Below are 18357 nucleotides of genomic sequence, written 5' to 3' on the forward strand. Positions count from 1 at the left end.
TCACAATCAAACGGGATCACCGAAGGATTCCACACTAAAATGGAAATGATGTCCCGAAGGGCATACGGATTTAGAAATTTTGAAAATTACCGGCTGAGGGTCTTGGCCCACTGCGGTTGGAACGGCGTATTTAGCCGTGTTTGATGAGTGCTGTTGTTTAATGAATACTGCTCATCCCCCGTTAATGGGGTAGAGCCCGAAATCAGATGGTGGCCCGGGGCGGAATCGAACCACCGACACAAGGATTTTCAATCCTCTGCTCTACCGACTGAGCTACCAGGCCACATGAAGGGCGTAAGTGTACATGAAATCTAGGGCACTTGCATTGAGTGTGCGGCGACTGGGCAATGCGACCTATAATAGCGAACTAACTTGATCAACTGGCTTGTTATGACGGTCGACGTTCTTGCTCTTGGGTTAAATCATGTCTCTGCACCGGTCTCGGTTCGCGAGCGGGTTTCTATGCCCGAAGACTTAGTTAGGCCCGCGTTAAGTGCGCTGAGAGAAGCCTTTGGCGGGGCGGTCAAAGAAGCAGCGATCTTGTCGACCTGTAACCGCACCGAAGTTTACTGTGCGGCTGAGCCGCACGTGGCAGAGCAGTTGCCCGCCTGGATGGCTAGTTTTAATCAGATCGAGGCCGGTGATCTAAAACCCCACATTTATTTGCTCAATAAAGACCGTGCAGTGCGCCATGCTTTTCGGGTTGCTAGCGGATTAGACTCGATGGTGCTGGGCGAACCCCAGATCTTGGGGCAGATGAAAGACGCTGTTCGCACAGCTGACGAAGCGGGTGCACTCGGCACCTTGTTGCATCAAATGTTTCAGCGCACTTTTTCGGTGGCTAAAGAAGTTCGGTCAACCACCGCGATTGGTGCTCAGTCCGTGTCGATGGCCGCCGCCGCAGTAAAGCTCGCCGAGCGCGTGTTTGGTGATCTTAAGGAGTCTCGAGTCCTGTTTATTGGTGCAGGCGAAATGATCGAACTTTGCGCGACCCATTTTGCGGCCCGTGAACCGTTAAAGATCGTCGTCGCCAATCGAACCGCAGAGCGAGCAGAGCTTTTGGCTGCGCGCTTTGCCGCATCAACCATGAAACTCTCAGAGGTACCTGACCGTCTGGCCGAGTTCGACGTTGTCGTATCCTGTACCGCCAGCACCTTGCCAATCCTCGGGCTTGGGATGGTCGAGCGTGCCACTAAGCTGCGTCGTCGCAAACCAATTGTGATGGTCGACCTTGCGGTACCGCGTGATATTGAGCCTGAGGTAGCCAGGTTAGATGATGTCTATCTGTATTCGGTGGATGACTTGGGGGCTGTTGTTCAGTCGGGCAATGAAGCACGCCAGGCTGCTGTGTTTCAAGCAGAAGCGATTATTGACAGTCGAGTGCTCAACTTTATGCACTGGATGCAGCAACGGGCGAACGTGCCAATTATTCGTGATCTGCAAGCATCGGCTCAGTTGGTTCAAACAGCCGAACTCGACCGTGCTAAACGATTGCTTGCTAAAGGTGAATCACCCGACGCGGTGCTAGAACAACTGGCTCACGGGCTCACACAAAAATACCTGCATGGCACACTCGCTGCCTTGCATCAAAGTGAAGACGCTGATCGACAACAACTGCTGTCTTGGCTTCCTCGTCTGTTCCCTCTTGGTAAAGGCCGCCGTTAGCGGCGCTACTCCTCTATGAAAGCATCTATGCGTGCTCGTCTCGAGCACATTTCTCGTCGTTTGATCGATATTGACGCGATGTTATCCGAGCCAGATTCGGCAGGTGACATGGGTCAATTTCGTAAATTGTCACGTGAGCGATCTGAGATTGAGCCTGTCGTCAGAGCGTTCGAACTGTTCGAAACTGCCGAAGCTGACCTGCAAGGCGCCAAAGAAATGCTGGATGATCCAGACATGAAAACCATGGCGTTGGATGAAATCGAAGATTGCAAACAGCGAATCGAAAAACTCGAAGCCGAACTGCAATTGCAGCTGCTCCCCAAAGACCCCGACGATGGCCGAAGCGTCTTCTTAGAGATTCGAGCTGGCACGGGCGGGGATGAGAGCGCGTTGTTTTCAGGCGATTTGCTGCGCATGTACAGCCGCTTTGCCGAGCAAAATGGCTGGAAAGTCGAACTCATGTCAGAAAGCCCGTCAGAACTTGGTGGCTATAAAGAAGTGATCGTCCGTCTCGACGGCGAGGGCGCGTACGGTAGGCTCAAGTTCGAGTCAGGCGCCCATCGTGTGCAACGAGTGCCAGCGACCGAAGCTCAGGGGCGTATTCACACCTCTGCGTGCACTGTGGCCGTCATGCCAGAGGCCGACGAAGCGACTGATATCGTGATCAACCCGAGCGAATTGCGCATTGATACCTTTCGGGCAAGCGGTGCAGGTGGTCAGCACATTAATAAGACCGATTCTGCTGTTCGTATCACTCACCTGCCGACAGGCCTGGTCGTCGAATGTCAGGACGACCGCTCGCAGCATCGTAATAAAGACAAGGCCATGCAGGTTTTAGCCGCAAGGTTAAAAGATAAAGTCACCCGTGAGCGGCAAGATAAAGAAGCTGCCCAGCGTAAAAGTTTGGTTGGATCTGGTGATCGCTCAGAGCGAATCCGCACCTATAACTTCCCTCAAGGGCGCATGACTGATCATCGGATCAATCTGACGCTTTATAAGTTAGGTGCCATCATGGAAGGTGATCTCAACGAGTTGACCAACGCGTTGATCGCAGAACATCAGGCTGAGCTGCTGGCCGCCCTAGGAGACGATATCTGATGCAAACCGTCCAGACATTGCTGCAGATGTCTGGCTTGCCAAGACTAGAGGGTCGGATGTTGCTTGAGTTCGTCCTAAAACAGCCCAGATCGTGGTTACTTGCGCACGACACGGATCCCTTGTCTCCGGAAGTGACTGCAGCGTTTTTGTCTTTAGCTGCCAAGAGGCGCCAAGGCCACCCGATGGCACATCTCGTAGGGCAGCGTGAATTCAGAGGGCATATGTTGCAAGTCTCATCAGATGTGCTCATTCCGCGCCCCGATACGGAGCTTCTGGTAGAACTGGGGTTGGTAGCCGTTGAGGTCGTTCAAGCCTCGTCTCTGCTGGATTTAGGCACAGGGAGTGGTGCCATCGCTATTTCCATTGCGCTCGCGCGGCCCAATGTTCGTGTGACGGCGACAGATTTCAGCGCAGACGCCCTGGCGATCGCTCAGGCCAACGCAATGACGCTTGGCGCAAAGATTCAATGGTGGCAGGGCGATTGGTATGAAGCCCTACCGCCAGAGGGGCGATTTGATGTGATTGTGTCCAACCCGCCGTATATTGCAAGTAATGACGAGCATCTGCTGCAAGGCGATCTCAGATTTGAGCCTCGGCATGCGCTAACAGACGACGGGGACGGCTTGAGTCATATCAAAACCATCATTAGCGGCGCAGTGCAGTATTTGACCTCTGGTGGGCAATTGTGGCTTGAGCACGGCTATGAACAGGCGAGCACGGTTCAGGATTTATTAGGTTTGGCGGGTTTTGACGCAATAAAAACTCACCACGATTTGGCTGGTCAGCCCCGTGTCACAGGCGGCTGTTTGTACTAACATTGAATTTAGACTGTTTAAATGTAACAACTTCTATTTTTTAGGTAAATCATGAGCGACGTTCAAACTTTTATTCGCGAAACCGTTGAAGGGCACCCAGTCGTGCTGTTCATGAAAGGCACAGCACAAGCACCTCAATGCGGTTTTTCAGCTAAAGCCATTCAAATGCTGAAAGAGAGTGGTGTCACCAAACTTGTGACCGTTAATGTCCTTGAAGACGAAGAAGTTCGTCAGGGCATCAAGACATTTTCGCAATGGCCAACCATCCCTCAGCTCTACATCAAGGGCGAGTTCATTGGCGGTTCTGACATCATGACAGAGATGGATCAGGCCGGCGAGCTGAAACAAGCGCTAGAGCAGGCAGGCGCTACCGTTTAAGCGAAGCGAACGAGACTGAATGTTCGCTCGGCGCTGTGAGGTGCAACTCAGGCGGATCGAATGCCGTATCGCCGTCAGCCTTGGCGCTACCATCTGGTTTCAAACCTGTGAAGTCAAACAGGTTGCTATCCATTAAGTGCGATGGGGCAATATTCGACAGTGATTTGAAAATATTCCAGGCTCTGCCTGGATATTTTTTATCCCAATCCGCCAGCATGCGCGATACCTCCTGGCGTTTGAGGTTTTCTTGAGACCCACATAAATCGCAAGGGATGATGGGGAATTTTTTCCACTGAGAGTATGCGATCAGATCGGTTTCCGGCACATAGGCGAGCGGGCGGATGACGATGTTGCATCCATCGTCAGAGATCAATTTTGGCGGCATGGCTTTTAGCTTTGCGCCGTAAAACAGATTCAGAAAAAAAGTTGCCAAGATATCATCGCGATGATGGCCCAAGGCAATTTTTGTCGCGCCGAGCTCTTTGGCAACCCGGTACAGATTGCCTCGCCGGAGTCGTGAACACAAGGAACATGTGGTCTTGCCCTCGGGAATCAAGCGTTTCACAATAGAGTAGGTATCTCGGGTTTCAATATGAAACGGTATGTGACGTGCGCGTAAGTACTCTGGCAGCACCTCTGCCGGGAACCCCGGTTGCTTCTGATCAAGATTTACCGCGACGATGTCGAAATCGACCGGTGCGCGCTCTCTCAGAGTGAGCAAAATATCCAGCATGCCAAAGGAGTCTTTTCCGCCTGACACACAGACCATCACGCGATCGCCTGCTTCGATCATGTTGTAGTCAGCGATGGCGCGACCAACCTCACGAGTCAGGCGTTTAGCAAGCTTATTTTGCTCTAGTCGTTCTTTTTCAGCGGTGACGGTCATATTCAATAGCCCAGGCGCTTAAAGTGTTCAATCACTTCGTTTAAATCGCCTTCAAAAATAATTCTTGACGACTTACTTTCTCGTTGATGCACATACATGGGATCGTAGTATTCAGTCAGCAACGGTTTTATCCAAAGACGGTGTGCGTCAATTTCACCAGTTGCGTGTTGGATGCGAAGTGCGTCCTTCATGGCTGATTCTAGTCTTGTATGACGCTCTCCGCCCAGACGTTTGTACAAGTTCTTGAGACTTTCAAGCAATCGTACCGAGAACGCTTCAAAGCCGTGCTCCGCGCCAAGTAGCCGAACAAATTGTGCACCGAGATCTTCAACATAATCATGCAGGATACGGCCGGTGCGCGCGTCGATCGATTCAGCTACCCACACCAGTGCGCTCGCGCTCATGGCATCTCGCATGGGGATGGGTAAAGCGCACTTACCAATCAAACGGGATTCGTCCTCGACTGCGATCCGTGTCACACCTTGGGCGCTCAGTCTGAGCAAAGCGATCGAGAGATTGTTATCAAAGTTGATTTGAACTGGTTGTTCGGTTGCATGCTTCCCAAAACTTGAGCCACGGTGGTGAGCTAGCTTCTCAAGATCAACGACCGCGCTGAGTGCGTGAATGATTTGTGTTTTGCCACTTCCCGTTAGGCCCGCAACCAAGGTGAAGTGAGAACTTGCAACGGTTTGCTGTAGTGACTCGATTAGAAACCCGCGCAGCGCTTTATAGCCACCAATGATGCGAGGGTAATCAAGACCGGCCTCTTTAAGCCATTGTTGCGAAATCCTCGATCGCAGCCCGCCTCGAAAGCAGTACAAATAACCTGTGGGGTTCGACCGGGCGAATGCCAGCCATTGAGCTACTCGCTCGTCTTTTGTTGCACCTGTCACAAGTTGGTGTCCAAGCTTGATTGCGTGGTCCTGGCCAGCCTGTTTGTAACGAAGTCCTACCTGTTGGCGCTCCTCATCATTCATCAGTGGGATATTGACTGCATTGGGGAAGGCACCTTGCTCGAATTCAACCGGTGCGCGAACATCAAGCAGTGGCAAGTTACCGAGCAGGATACTTTTGAAATCTTCGCTATCTTCACGCACGCGAGGATGCCTCCGCAGCCACTTTCAGTACGCAGTCGCTCAGAGGCGGTGGCGCTAGTTCAACGGTAAATTGCCTAAGCTCGTCACGACGGAAGACATGCACCTCAACACGATCGCCAGGCTGATAGGCTGAGAGTAGCTGATCAAATGATGCCTGATTCGGCTCCACTTTCAACCCATCAATCGCAACGAGCGCATCAAGCGCTGACAGGCCTCCGCGATGCGCTGCGCCGTGCTCAAGTACTTGAGCCAGAATCAACTGATCTCCTTGCTTTCGAACGCGTACATTCATCGTTGGCAAAGTGGTCGAGTTTTGCCAAATCAATTCAATCCCTTGCCGGGCAAACAGCTTGTTCAGTTCAACGTCATCTGTGCCATCAACCCAGCGACTGATCTCGTCGGACACCTCCACGCCTGTGGTTTCGCGAACCAGTTTGACAAAGGCTTTTTCGGCGATACCTTGACCCACCGCGCGATAGAAGTTCTTGCCAAACTGTTGCCATAAGGCCCGCATCACATCATCGAGACTGAACCGTTCGGCGCTGTCTTGGCGAATTTTTAAATCCAGGCCTAAAGCAATCAGCGCGCCTTTTGAGTAATAACTAACAATGGCGTTAGCAGAGTTTTCATCCTGCTTGTAATAACGAGTCCATGCATCAAATGAGCTTTGTGCAACGGATTGCTTGTGGCGACCGGGCGTCGCCCAGACGGTGCTTATTTGTTTGCCCAGCGCGGTCAGGTAGTCTTTTTTGTCGACGATGCCGCTTCGCAGCAAGAATAATTCGTCGTAGTAAGACGTAAAGCCCTCAAATAACCAAAGCAGGCTTGTGTGATTTTCGCGGGCGAAGTTGTAAGGGGCAAACGCGGCCGGCTTTATTCGTTTGACGTTCCAGGTGTGAAAATATTCGTGGCTGACTAAGCCCAGAAAGGTCGCATAGCCAGCAGGAGCTTTTGCTTGGCCAATTACCGGCAGATCTTTGCGTGCGGCAATCAGCGCAGTGGAGGCACGATGTTCAAGGCCACCATAGCCGTCACCAACCACAGTCGTTAGAAATACATACTTCAGGGCGCTGTCTAAAAACGGAGCCAGACCAGTCTCTGGCTCAAAAAAACGTATTTGCGCTTCGCAGATCTTTTTGACATCCTGGGTGATCCGCTTGATGTCGAGGTTAGGAATGAGGCCTGTAAAGACCATTTCGTGCTCGGCGCCACAAGCCTTGAAGCGGGCCACTTGAGGTCGCCCCATTTCAATGGGATGATCGACTAGCTCGTCGTAGTTATTGGCTCGATAATGTGCTGGTTCTGAGCGCGATACGAGTCGCGACTTCTCTGCATTCAGCGAAAGAACAGGGGGTAAGCTGGTGTAAACCCTCCAGGCACCCCCACGATTGGGTAAGCCCTCGATTGTGAGCAGGCAGGGGTTAGCTTCTTTCCCTTTAGCGCATAAAAAAACGCTGGTGCCGTTGACAAAGCCATGCGCTTCGTCAAGATGCGCGCCGCGAACCGATAAATCCCAGGCATAGACAACAATACTGATGACGAGAGATCCCGTGCAAGGCGCAGCGCGCCAAGTATGATTATCAGTCTTGGTGAGCGGCACTTTGGCACTTCGACATTTTGCGGTGATGGTTTCGATTTGACGGGCAAAGTCGCGAATAAGATAGCTACCGGGAATCCAGGCAGGTAGCGAAACGATCTGGCCTTTAGGATCTGGATCCGCTATGGTCATCGTCACCTTGAAGTGATGTCCCGCAGGGTCGAAAGGCACTAAGTTGTAAAGTATGGGTTTAAGTTTCATTTCGATATCTTATTTCACATTTTTCTAATAACTGTTGGAGCAGACAATGAGCGAAGCGCTAATTCTTAGTGAGACCCGTGGCCGTGTGGGCTTGATCACCTTAAATCGACCCAAAGCCCTTAATGCTTTAAATAACGACTTAATGGATCAACTTGGTGCTGCGCTGCTGGCCTTTGAAGCCACTGATGAGATCGGCGCGATTGTGATCACAGGTAGTGAAAAAGCATTCGCGGCGGGCGCCGATATCGGTGCTATGAAAGACTGGTCTTTCATGGATGTCTACAAAAATGAGTACATTACCCGCAACTGGGAAACCATCAAGCGAGTGCGTAAACCTGTTATTGCCGCTGTGGCCGGCTATGCTTTGGGCGGTGGCTGCGAATTGGCGATGATGTGCGATTTCATTATCGCGGCTGATACGGCCAAGTTTGGACAGCCTGAAATTAAACTAGGCGTCATCCCCGGCGCAGGCGGCACCCAGCGCTTGCCACGCGCGGTAGGCAAAGCAAAGGCAATGGATCTGTGTCTGACCGGCAGAATGATGGATGCGGCTGAAGCCGAGCGTTCAGGGCTGGTCTCGAGGGTCGTCGCTGCCGACAAGATGCTTGACGAAGCGATTGAAGCGGCGACAATCATTGCAGGCATGTCCCTGCCCTCCGCCATTATGGCTAAAGAGAGTATCAATCGTGCCTATGAGTCAGGCCTGGCCGAGGGGATCTTGTTCGAGCGCAGGAACTTTCATGCGCTATTTGGCACCGATGATCAAAAAGAAGGGATGGCGGCTTTTGTCGAAAAGCGTAAGCCTGTGTTTCGCCATCAGTAACCGTTAAACCGCCACGGAGAGTAGTGGTGCACACGCGTAGTTTGCGGTGTAGTGAAAAAATCCGCTATACTCCTGTGGCTTTCCGATAGTCGATTGGATAAAACCCTAATGACGCTGCCAGAACACAAATCCGAGCAGCCACCTGCTTTAACTCAGGGTCTTTTTGGTTACATAGATCGCGTATCTGAAGCACCACTAGATTTGCCAGTTGAAGTAAAGCGTCAAATCGACGGTCGGGCCAGGCGAGACTTGATAAAGGTGATCTTGAGCCAAGCCGTTGTGGGTTTTTTGGTTGTTGGTTTATCCGTTGCCATAGGCGGCTACAGCGCGGGTTTGTCTGCATTGGCTGGCTTTGCATCGTATTTTTTGCCCAACACCTTGTTTGCATTGCGCTTGTTGCTAGGTACTTACGGCGCAAAGGGTACAGATTTCTTTGTATTCTTTGTCGGTGAGTTTGCAAAAGTGTTGAGTGCCTTGGTGCTGTTGTTTTTGGTGGGGCGGTTTGGTGGTGATCGTATTAATTGGCTGTATGTGGTGATCGCACTGATAGCAACACTTAAGTCATATTTTTTAATTATGTGCGTTGAGGGTATCAAGCGTTAGTGAGTGAAGTGGGTGAAGTTCTGCGCACGATAAGTCACGAGTGCCTGATGTTTCGGGTTTTGTCCTTGGCCAGTTTTTTTTGAGTGAAATATGTCTGCTTCCGGCGAAGTGTCTCCCCAAGCTGAGTATATCCAGCATCACTTAGTGCATTTCAATAACATCGGCGAGAAGCAAAAAATCATCGCCGATTTTTCAGTGATCAACTACGACTCGATATTCTGGTCGAGCGCGATGGGATTGCTGTTCCTGTTTGTAATGTGGCTGGTGGTACGTGCCGTGACTGCTGGCGTACCAGGCCGCTTCCAGGGCGCCGTTGAAATGCTGGTCGAGATGGTTGACACTCAGGCGCGAAGCATTGTTCCAAGCGAAGCAACACGAAAATTTGTGGCGCCTTTGGCTTTGACGGTTTTTGTCTGGATTGCGTTATTAAATACACTGGATCTGGTACCTGTTGATTTGCCAGGTACGCTTTTTCACCTGTTTGGCTTGGGGCATCATCACGGCGATCCGTTTTACTTCCACCGTATCCTGCCGACAGCTGATTTGAATATTCCACTGGGTATGTCGTTGGGCGTCCTGTTGCTGATGCTGTTTTATGGGATGAAAATCAAGCATCCACTCGGTTTTGTTAAAGAACTCTTCACTGCCCCATTTCACGGTCACGGCATTGCCGCTGTTATTTTGGCACCGGTCAACTTTCTGCTCAATTTGATCGAGTACGCGGCCAAGTCGGTCTCCCTGGGTATGCGGCTGTTCGGTAATATGTTTGCGGGTGAGCTTGTGTTTATGTTGATCGCCTTGCTGGGCGGCGCATGGACAGGCTTTAATGCAATGAGTATCGGCTTGGGTATTGGTCAGATCTTGGCGGGCTCAGTGTGGGCACTGTTTCATATCATGATCATTTTGTTGCAAGCATTTATTTTTATGATGCTGACCTTGGTTTATGTAGGTCAGGCTCACGAAGGTCACTGATTCGGGGTGCTGGGTTCAGTCCTGGCATTCGCTGAATATATGTGTAGTGGTTTTATTTTTCATTTTCTGTTTCTTTAGATACTAAACAAGGAGTTGTCATGTCCAACGTCGCTCTCGTTGCTCTTGCTTGCGGTTTGATTATCGGTCTCGGTTCACTCGGTGCGTGTATCGGTATCGCCATGATGGGTGGTAAGTACCTCGAAGCTTCTGCACGTCAACCAGAATTAATGAATGCCTTGCAGACCAAGATGTTTCTGTTGGCTGGCCTGATTGATGCCGCGTTCTTGATTGGTGTGGGTATTGCCATGTTGTTCGCCTTTGCGAACCCGTTCGGCGCCTAAGTCAGACAGCTTAAGTCGGCCTGATTGGGCCGACAATCGTGCCACAGACTTGCTTCGGCAGTCCGGTGGTTTTTAGATAGGTGCCTTTCTGGCTGCATAAACGCTGGAAAGGCCCATGATGTGAAAGGGAAGCGACCGTGAATCTGAACGCGACGATCTTTTTCCAGATGATCGTGTTCTTTATTTTGGGCTGGGTCACGATGAAATTCATCTGGCCACCCCTGATAAAGGCAATCGACGAACGACGTCACAAAATTGCTGATGGCTTAGCAGCTGCCGAAAAAGGCAAGGCTGATTTAGCCCAGGCACAGGCGCGTATCGGTCTGATGGAGGCATCTGCTAAATCCGAGCTGCACACTCGAATTACCGATGCTGAAAAGCACGGTGCTCAAATTGTCGAGCAAGCTCGTGCTGAAGCTGAAGCTGAAAGGGCAAGGATTGTTGCTCAAGCAAAACAGGACGCTGCACAGGAAGTGCAACGCGCCCGCGATGCTTTGCGTAACGACGTTGCTGATCTGGCGGTAAAAGGCGCCGAGCAGATCCTGAAGCGTGAAGTTAACGCAAGTGCGCATGCTGAGTTGCTCGCGCAACTTAAAGCTGAGCTTTAATTTTTCGGGACCAAAATGGCAGAACTCTCCACCGTTGCCCGCCCGTACGCCGAAGCACTTTTCGCAGCGGCGAATCATGATAAGGCGAAGCTCCAAGCTTGGGCCCAACAGGTCCAGGTGCTGGCAGACATAGCTGAGACGCCTGATGTCAAGGCCTCCTTGGGCGATCCTCGCATTGAGGATGCCAAACGAGGTGGCATTCTTCTCGGCGTCAGTTTTGGTTTAACTAAGTCTAAAGTTGATCAGGCAATTCAAAATTTTATTGAGCTGCTTGTTTCAAACGACCGTTTGTCGCTTCTGCCACAAATATCAGCGCAGTTTCGCGCGCTGAAAGATAAGGCGGATGGCATTGCTGAGGCAGTGATTTCCAGCGCCTTCCCGATGTCTGATGAGCAAGTGGCCGATTTGATCAAACTGTTAGAACCAAAGTTTGGCCTGAAGCTCAAGCCCCACGTCATCATTGACTCTGCCTTGATCGGTGGTGTCCGTGTTGTAGTGGGTGATCAAGTACTCGACACATCCGTGCAAGCTCAGCTTCAGCGCATGCGCGATAAGCTGGCCGCATAACGCCGGTCAAAAGATTTCAGGAGTCTGAACATGCAACTTAATCCATCAGAGATCAGCGAACTACTCAAGAACCAGATCGAAGGTCTTGGTACGTCGTCTGATATTCGTACTCAAGGTACCGTCGTGTCGGTGACAGACGGTATTACCCGTATTCACGGTTTGTCAGACGTGATGCAAGGCGAGATGCTTGAGTTTCCTAACAACGTTTTCGGTTTGGCATTGAACCTTGAGCGTGATTCGGTTGGTGCTGTGATTCTGGGTGATTACACCAGCATCTCTGAAGGCGACCCGGTTAAGGCAACCGGCCGCATCTTAGAAGTGCCGGTTGGCCCCGAGTTGCTTGGCCGTGTCGTCAACGCCTTGGGCGTGCCGATCGACGGTAAAGGTCCAATCAACGCTAAAGAAACCGACATTATCGAAAAGGTTGCGCCTGGCGTGATTGCTCGTCAATCCGTGTCGCAGCCTTTGCAAACTGGCTTGAAATCCATCGATTCGATGGTGCCTATCGGTCGCGGTCAACGCGAACTGATCATTGGTGACCGCCAGACTGGTAAGACTGCAGTTGCAGTGGATGCCATCATTAACCAGAAAGGCAAAGGCGTTAAGTGCGTTTATGTCGCAATTGGTCAAAAAGCGTCGACGATTAATAACGTGTTGCGCAAGCTCGAAGAGTTTGGCGCGATGGAATACACCGTGATCGTCGCGGCTACCGCATCCGACTCGGCTGCCATGCAGTACTTGTCTGCTTACGCTGGTTGCACAATGGGTGAATACTTCCGCGATCGCGGTGAAGATGCACTGATTGTTTATGACGATTTGACCAAGCAAGCGATTGCTTATCGCCAAGTGTCATTGCTATTGCGTCGCCCACCAGGCCGCGAAGCTTATCCTGGCGATGTGTTTTATCTGCACTCACGCCTGCTCGAGCGTGCTGCTCGTGTTAACGAGGCTTACGTAGAGAAGTTCACCAACGGTGCGGTTAAAGGCAAGACCGGTTCGTTGACCGCCTTGCCAATTATCGAAACACAAGCTGGTGACGTTTCAGCCTTTGTGCCGACTAACGTGATTTCGATTACAGATGGCCAGATATTCCTTGAGACCGACCTGTTTAACGCCGGTGTGCGTCCAGCGATCAACGCAGGTATTTCGGTATCTCGCGTGGGTGGTGCGGCTCAAACTAAGATCATCAAGAAGCTGTCAGGTGGCATTCGTACCGACTTGGCCCAGTATCGTGAACTGGCAGCCTTTGCTCAGTTCGCCTCTGACCTTGATGACGCGACCCGTCGTCAGCTAGAGCGCGGTAAGCGCGTGGTCGAGCTGCTCAAGCAACCTCAGTACCAGCCTCTCCAAGTTTGGGAGCTCGGTGTGATTCTATACGCAGTCAATAACGCTTATCTGGATGATGTTGACGTGTCGCAAGTGTTGGCTTTTGAGAAGGGCCTTAAAGACCATCTCAAAGCTAAGCATGCCGACTTTATCCAGCGCGTCGAGAGCTCGAAAGAACTGTCAAAAGACGATGAAGTTGAACTGGTTGCTGCCCTGCAAGAGTTTAAAAAGCACGGTAGCTATTAAGGAACCCGCTATGGCGATCACCTTGAATCAAAGTTGGTTCTAGGTGATGGCAAAGCAGATGGTCTGATCCCTGCACGACAGGTCTGACACAGGAAGCGAAATGGCAGGAATTAAGGAAATCCGAACCAAGATCAAGAGCGTACAAAATACGCGCAAGATCACCAAGGCCATGGAGATGGTGGCTGCATCGAAAATGCGTAAAGCGCAGGATCGCATGCGAGCCGGTCGTCCCTATGCCGAAAAAGTCCTCTCAATGGCGCGTCATCTGATGGAAGCCACGCCGGACTATCACCATCCTTTTCTGACCGAGCGCGAGCTCAAAAATGCCGGCGTAATGGTTGTTACGTCAGACAAAGGTTTATGCGGTGGTCTGAATACAAACGTGATGCGTTTGGTGCTGGCCCGCCTTCGTGAATTCACTGAGAAGGGCATTGGCAGCCAGTTCACGGCTTTTGGTAACAAAGGCCTGGGTACCTTGACCCGAATTGATGCCAAAGTGGTTTCACAAGAAACTCAGCTGGGGGATGTTGCATCACTTGATCGTCTGGTTGGTGCGATTAAAGTGCAGCTTGATGCTTACCTAGAGGGCAAGATAGATGCGCTTTACCTGGCGACGAATCGTTTCGTCAACACCATGAAGCAAGAGCCAGTATTCATCCGGTTATTGCCGCTGCCTGGCAAGTTGGCCGATCCCTATGTGGTCGCAACTGAAAGTGCCACTGAAACAGAGAAATCGCAACCAGACCATGGTTGGGATTACTTGTACGAGCCCGATGCAAAAATTGTTATTGACGAGTTGTTGCAGCGTTACGTAGAAGGCTTGGTTTACCAGAGCGTTGCAGAAAGTATGGCGTCAGAGCAATCTGCACGGATGGTGGCGATGAAGGCTGCGTCCGACAATGCCAAGAAAGTGATTGGTGACCTTCAACTTGTCTATAACAAGACTCGTCAGGCTGCTATTACCAAGGAAATTTCAGAAATCGTGGGGGGAGCCGCAGCCGTCTAATTGGTTAGACGACTGTAAGGTATCCCATCAGTTAGTTATATTTAAGGAACAGACATGAGCAACGGAAGCATCGTTCAGTGCATCGGCGCCGTGGTGGATATTCAGTTTCCCCGCGATCAAATGCCCAATATTTATGAAGCCCTCAAACTGACGGACGAGACATCGGCGTTCGCAGAAAAAGGCCTCACCTTTGAAGTCCAACAACAGCTTGGCGACGGCGTTGTCCGCACGATTGCGTTGGGTTCAAGCGACGGTTTACGTCGTGGCATGAGCGTCGCTAAAACTGGCGCGCCGATTTCGGTTCCAGTCGGAACCGGCACACTCGGTCGTATTATGGACGTCCTGGGTCGCCCGATCGACGAAGCTGGGCCAATCGCTAGCGATGAGTTGCGCGCCATTCACCAACCCGCCCCTAAGTTTGACGAGCTATCACCTTCGGTCGAGTTGCTTGAAACCGGTATTAAGGTGATTGACCTGGTTTGCCCGTTTGCAAAAGGCGGTAAGGTTGGTTTGTTCGGCGGTGCAGGCGTGGGCAAAACCGTGAACATGATGGAGCTCATCAACAACATCGCTAAGCAGCACAGCGGTTTGTCAGTGTTCGCTGGTGTGGGTGAGCGTACTCGTGAGGGTAACGACTTCTACCACGAGATGGAAGAGTCCAACGTGCTTGACAAAGTGGCGATGGTGTTCGGCCAAATGAACGAACCTCCAGGCAACCGTCTGCGCGTAGCACTGACTGGTTTGACAATGGCCGAGAAATTCCGTGATGAAGGTCGTGACATTCTCTTCTTCGTTGACAACATTTACCGTTACACCCTGGCTGGTACTGAAGTGTCAGCTCTTCTGGGTCGTATGCCTTCAGCAGTGGGTTATCAACCTACACTGGCTGAAGAAATGGGCGTGTTGCAAGAGCGCATTACCTCAACCAAGACCGGCTCCATTACATCAATCCAGGCTGTCTACGTGCCTGCTGATGACTTGACTGATCCATCACCAGCAACGACTTTCCAACATTTGGATTCAACTGTTGTGTTGTCTCGTGATATCGCTGCCTTGGGTATCTATCCTGCAGTTGATCCACTGGACTCAACGAGCCGTCAGCTTGATCCACATGTCGTGGGTGAAGAGCATTACAACGTTGCCCGCGGCGTTCAGCAGACCTTGCAGCGCTACAAAGAACTCCGCGATATTATTGCGATCTTGGGTATGGATGAATTGTCTCCAGAAGACAAGTTGTCTGTTTCACGTGCTCGCAAAATCCAGCGTTTCTTGTCACAGCCTTTCCACGTCGCTGAAGTGTTTACCGGCTCGCCTGGTAAGTACGTGCCATTGTCAGAGACCTTGCGTGGCTTTAAGATGATCGTGTCAGGCGAGTGTGACGCTCTGCCTGAGCAGGCTTTCTACATGGTTGGTTCCATCGATGAAGCCTTCGAGAAAGCCAAGAAAATCCAATAAGGAATCCCTATGGCCCTCTTGAAAGTGGATGTCGTCAGTGCAGAGAAATCTCTCTTCTCTGGCGAAGCCAAGTTTGTTGCTCTGCCAGGTGAGTCAGGCGAGCTAGGTATTTTGCCTGGCCATACGCCCCTCATTTCGCGTATCCGTCCGGGTACCGTTCGCATCACCAATGAAAACGGCTCGGTAGAATTGATTTTTGTCGCTGGTGGTCTGCTTGAGGTCCAGCCTGGCCATGTCACGGTCTTATCTGACACGGCCATTCGTGGTGAAGACCTTGATGAAGCGAAAGCATTGGCTGCTCGTCAGCATGCAGAAGAATCATTGCGCAAGGCGACTGACAAGGCCACGATAGCAGTTGTTGAAGCCGAGTTGGAAATGCTTGCTGCACAAGCCAGTGCGGCTCGTCGCTACTTAGAGCAAAAGCACTCTCATTAATTCGTCTTAGTTCGATCAGGTTGCAGCGCTGATTCGAATCTGTTTGCGAAAAAAGCACGCCAGAGATGGCGTGTTTTTTTTTAGACTTTCAAAGTCCTGTATCCGCTACGTGGTTGTCCTGTTGCGTTGATTCCGAATACATATCTTGACGCTTTCGCCCTAGTCTTGACGTTCTTCCAACACAGGGATAGCAAGCATGCGTCAACTGATAGATTGTGCTGTACTCAACCTCAACGCCCACGCCAACTGGATGCCGGGTGTGCTGCAAGAAGCTGCAGCAGCAATGAACCGCATCACCATACACGGCCTTGACTGGGAACAACAAGCCGTCCACACAGAGCCGCCAGCGAATCTGATGCCAGACTCGCCCGTCCACCTGCCCACCAACGCGTTAGCACAGCAAGGCGTAGCACTTCGCAGATATGACGTATGTGTAGTGCCCGTATCGCACGCAACACTGGCCTGGTCTCGACTCACCCTGGCTAGTATTCCGCGAGGGCCCTTCACGCCGTTGATGGGTGTGTTCTATAAGCTGAAATCGGCCGCGATGCAGGATCTGATGGATCTGGGCATGGCAGATTTTGTTCGTTTGCCAATCTGCCCCGAAGAATTTCGGGCCAGACTGTTGACTTTGGCAGCACGAATGCCCAAACCAATATCCTTCAGAGAGCCAGATCCGAACTTTGGCTTCATTTGTCATCCTTCGAGGCCGCAGAGTGCGGGCCAGAGACTGCTTGCCGGGTACGCCGGTGTAACCAAGATTATCAAAGGCCATCAGAGCCGTCACGAGTCTTTTCGCAACGCTAAATCCCTTGTTGTTGATGAGTTCGAACGCATTTATATTACTCGCGCCTTGACTAAGCACAGAGGCAATATTGCTATGGCGGCGCGATTTTCAAACAAGCATCGACGTGCATTTTGGGCACTCATGCGCAAGCATGAGATTGATGCAAGTGACTACCGTCCTCATTCCGCAGAAGAGTAGAATACGGGGTCGCTTTCCAGTCTGAACAAAGGATCTTCGTGCCCTCCGTTGCGCTAAAAAATGATGTGTTTCTTCGAGCATTGAATCGCGATCCTGTTCCGTATACGCCCGTCTGGCTGATGCGACAAGCTGGACGTTATCTGCCCGAATACAACGCCACCCGATCCCGTGCAGGCAGTTTCATGGGACTAGCGACGAGCCCCGACTATGCTTGCGAAGTCACGTTGCAACCGCTACAGCGTTACGATCTCGATGCGGCCATCCTTTTTTCAGACATTCTGACAGTACCCGATGCCATGGGTCTAGGGTTGTCCTTTGCCCAAGGCGAGGGCCCCAGGTTTGCTCACCCAATCCGCCACGAGGACGATGTCAACAAACTGGCTGTACCCGACCTAAACAAGCTCAAATACGTTTTCGATGCAGTTAGTACTATTCGACAAAACCTCAATGGCAGCGTCCCCTTGATTGGTTTTGCAGGCAGTCCCTTCACGCTTGCCTGTTACATGGTCGAGGGCAAGGGAAGCGACGATTATCAGCTGATTAAAACCATGCTCTATAGCCGCCCTGATCTGCTGCACCGTATTCTTCAAATTAACGCCGAGACGACGGCAGTTTATCTAAATGCTCAAATAAACGCAGGCGCTCAAGCTGTCATGATTTTTGATAGTTGGGGTGGCGTGTTGGCGGACGGGTTGTTTCAGCAATTTTCTCTTGCCTACACGCGGCTCGTCATTGATCTGCTCGTCAGAGAGCGCGAGGGCCGCAAAGTACCGGTTATCGTGTTTACCAAAGGCGGTGGGCAGTGGTTGAGCCAGATTACGGATAGTGGCTGTGATGCCGTCGGGCTAGATTGGACGGTCAATCTAGCAGCGGCAAGACGCCTTGTCGGCGATCGAGTAGCGTTGCAAGGCAATTTAGATCCCATGACCCTCTTTGGAAGCGAGACTGCGATCCGCAGTGAGGTCAGACGAGTCATTGATTCCTTTGGTGCGACGAGCGCAGGTGGCCATGTATTTAATCTAGGTCACGGTATATCCCAATACACACCACCAGAGGCTGTTACTTGGCTGGTTGATGAGGTGCATAGATATAGTGCCGATTTTCATGTGTCAACAGCAAAAAAGACCTAAAACGAAGCTAGGGCAATGCGCCGACTGAGCAATTTGGTGCATCCGACTAGTAAGTTGTTCACAAATAGTCCTCTTTTAGGGAAATCCCTATGTTGGATAAGTTAATTGATAGAAAATCACGAT

At 51.3% G+C, this 18357-nt stretch carries 20 protein-coding genes and 1 tRNA gene; 17 read left to right on the top strand and 4 right to left on the bottom strand.

The genetic code is table 11. The features are described 5' to 3' along the window. The coding region (locus tag BCM14_RS12125) for a transposase (protein ID WP_146129772.1) at positions 1-144 on the top strand (144 nt) is incomplete at its 5' end. Between the two features lie 63 nt (positions 145-207). On the opposite strand, the gene BCM14_RS12130 is transcribed toward BCM14_RS12125, so the two are convergent. Beyond that, positions 208-283 (bottom strand) — tRNA-Phe (locus BCM14_RS12130). Positions 284-390: 107 nt separating this feature from the next. Between BCM14_RS12130 and hemA the strand changes: the two genes are divergently transcribed. From hemA to grxD, 4 genes are read left to right on the top strand one after another with little or no spacing between them, the layout of a single operon-like run. Beyond that, positions 391-1665 carry a glutamyl-tRNA reductase gene (hemA, locus tag BCM14_RS12135; RefSeq protein WP_106228311.1) on the top strand — a complete coding sequence of 425 codons (1275 nt, stop codon included), beginning with the start codon at positions 391-393 and terminating at the stop codon, positions 1663-1665. Positions 1666-1680: 15 nt separating this feature from the next. Further along, positions 1681-2763, top strand: coding sequence for a peptide chain release factor 1 (gene prfA / locus BCM14_RS12140; RefSeq protein WP_106228312.1), 1083 nt, complete (start codon positions 1681-1683; stop codon positions 2761-2763). After that, a complete protein-coding gene (gene prmC, locus BCM14_RS12145; protein WP_106228313.1) occupies positions 2763-3578 on the top strand; it encodes a peptide chain release factor N(5)-glutamine methyltransferase in 816 nt (271 codons plus the stop codon). Before prfA ends, prmC begins: the two co-directional genes overlap by 1 nt. Positions 3579-3629: 51 nt before the next feature. After that, entirely contained in the window at positions 3630-3956 is a 327-nt protein-coding gene (grxD, locus tag BCM14_RS12150) for a Grx4 family monothiol glutaredoxin (protein ID WP_106228314.1), read from the top strand. Here the strand turns inward: grxD and ttcA are convergent. The 3 genes from ttcA to BCM14_RS12165 are packed head-to-tail and all read right to left on the bottom strand — an operon-like array spanning position 3946 to position 7743. Beyond that, entirely contained in the window at positions 3946-4842 is an 897-nt protein-coding gene (ttcA, locus tag BCM14_RS12155) for a tRNA 2-thiocytidine(32) synthetase TtcA (protein WP_106228315.1), read from the bottom strand. The two genes, grxD and ttcA, sit on opposite strands and share 11 nt — an antisense overlap. Positions 4843-4844: 2 nt before the next feature. Continuing rightward, positions 4845-5939 carry a tRNA 2-selenouridine(34) synthase MnmH gene (gene mnmH / locus BCM14_RS12160; RefSeq protein ID WP_106228316.1) on the bottom strand — a complete coding sequence of 365 codons (1095 nt, stop codon included), beginning with the start codon at positions 5937-5939 and terminating at the stop codon, positions 4845-4847. Further along, positions 5932-7743, bottom strand: coding sequence for a M61 family metallopeptidase (locus BCM14_RS12165; RefSeq protein ID WP_375318486.1), 1812 nt, complete (start codon positions 7741-7743; stop codon positions 5932-5934). The genes mnmH and BCM14_RS12165 overlap by 8 nt, the downstream gene beginning before the upstream one ends. 40 nt (positions 7744-7783) lie before the next feature. On the opposite strand from BCM14_RS12165, the gene BCM14_RS12170 reads away from it, so the two are divergent. From BCM14_RS12170 to hemE, 12 genes are all read left to right on the top strand, one after another. Then, entirely contained in the window at positions 7784-8560 is a 777-nt protein-coding gene (locus BCM14_RS12170) for an enoyl-CoA hydratase (protein ID WP_106228318.1), read from the top strand. Between the two features lie 108 nt (positions 8561-8668). Further along, entirely contained in the window at positions 8669-9163 is a 495-nt protein-coding gene (locus BCM14_RS12175) for an ATP synthase subunit I (protein ID WP_106228319.1), read from the top strand. A gap of 90 nt (positions 9164-9253) precedes the next feature. Continuing rightward, positions 9254-10135: a F0F1 ATP synthase subunit A gene (gene atpB / locus BCM14_RS12180; protein ID WP_106228320.1), complete on the top strand. Its 882-nt coding sequence runs from the start codon at positions 9254-9256 to the stop codon at positions 10133-10135. A gap of 98 nt (positions 10136-10233) precedes the next feature. Beyond that, the gene (atpE, locus tag BCM14_RS12185; RefSeq protein WP_106228321.1) at positions 10234-10476 is read left to right on the top strand and encodes a F0F1 ATP synthase subunit C; all 243 of its coding nucleotides are present in this window, start codon (positions 10234-10236) and stop codon (positions 10474-10476) included. 137 nt (positions 10477-10613) lie between these two features. Beyond that, positions 10614-11084, top strand: a complete 471-nt coding sequence (locus BCM14_RS12190; protein ID WP_106228322.1) for a F0F1 ATP synthase subunit B — start codon at positions 10614-10616, stop codon at positions 11082-11084. Positions 11085-11099: 15 nt separating this feature from the next. Further along, positions 11100-11651 (top strand): F0F1 ATP synthase subunit delta, encoded by a 552-nt coding sequence (locus BCM14_RS12195; RefSeq protein WP_106228323.1) that lies wholly within the window; start codon positions 11100-11102, stop codon positions 11649-11651. Between the two features lie 30 nt (positions 11652-11681). Further along, a complete protein-coding gene (gene atpA, locus BCM14_RS12200; RefSeq protein ID WP_106228324.1) occupies positions 11682-13223 on the top strand; it encodes a F0F1 ATP synthase subunit alpha in 1542 nt (513 codons plus the stop codon). A gap of 100 nt (positions 13224-13323) precedes the next feature. Beyond that, positions 13324-14229 (top strand): F0F1 ATP synthase subunit gamma, encoded by a 906-nt coding sequence (atpG, locus tag BCM14_RS12205; RefSeq protein ID WP_106228325.1) that lies wholly within the window; start codon positions 13324-13326, stop codon positions 14227-14229. Between the two features lie 54 nt (positions 14230-14283). After that, the gene (gene atpD / locus BCM14_RS12210; RefSeq protein WP_106228326.1) at positions 14284-15684 is read left to right on the top strand and encodes a F0F1 ATP synthase subunit beta; all 1401 of its coding nucleotides are present in this window, start codon (positions 14284-14286) and stop codon (positions 15682-15684) included. A gap of 9 nt (positions 15685-15693) precedes the next feature. Next, positions 15694-16119 (top strand): F0F1 ATP synthase subunit epsilon, encoded by a 426-nt coding sequence (locus BCM14_RS12215; RefSeq protein ID WP_106228327.1) that lies wholly within the window; start codon positions 15694-15696, stop codon positions 16117-16119. 196 nt (positions 16120-16315) lie between these two features. Continuing rightward, complete coding sequence (locus tag BCM14_RS12220; RefSeq protein WP_106228328.1) at positions 16316-17104, top strand: helix-turn-helix domain-containing protein; 789 nt, start codon at positions 16316-16318, stop codon at positions 17102-17104. 38 nt (positions 17105-17142) lie between these two features. Beyond that, a complete protein-coding gene (gene hemE, locus BCM14_RS12225) occupies positions 17143-18234 on the top strand; it encodes a uroporphyrinogen decarboxylase (RefSeq protein ID WP_106228329.1) in 1092 nt (363 codons plus the stop codon). Positions 18235-18357: the final 123 nt, after the last annotated feature.

The sequence above is a fragment of the Jezberella montanilacus genome (assembly GCF_003003055.1).
Taxonomy (GTDB): Bacteria; Pseudomonadota; Gammaproteobacteria; order Burkholderiales; family Burkholderiaceae_B; genus Zwartia; species Zwartia montanilacus.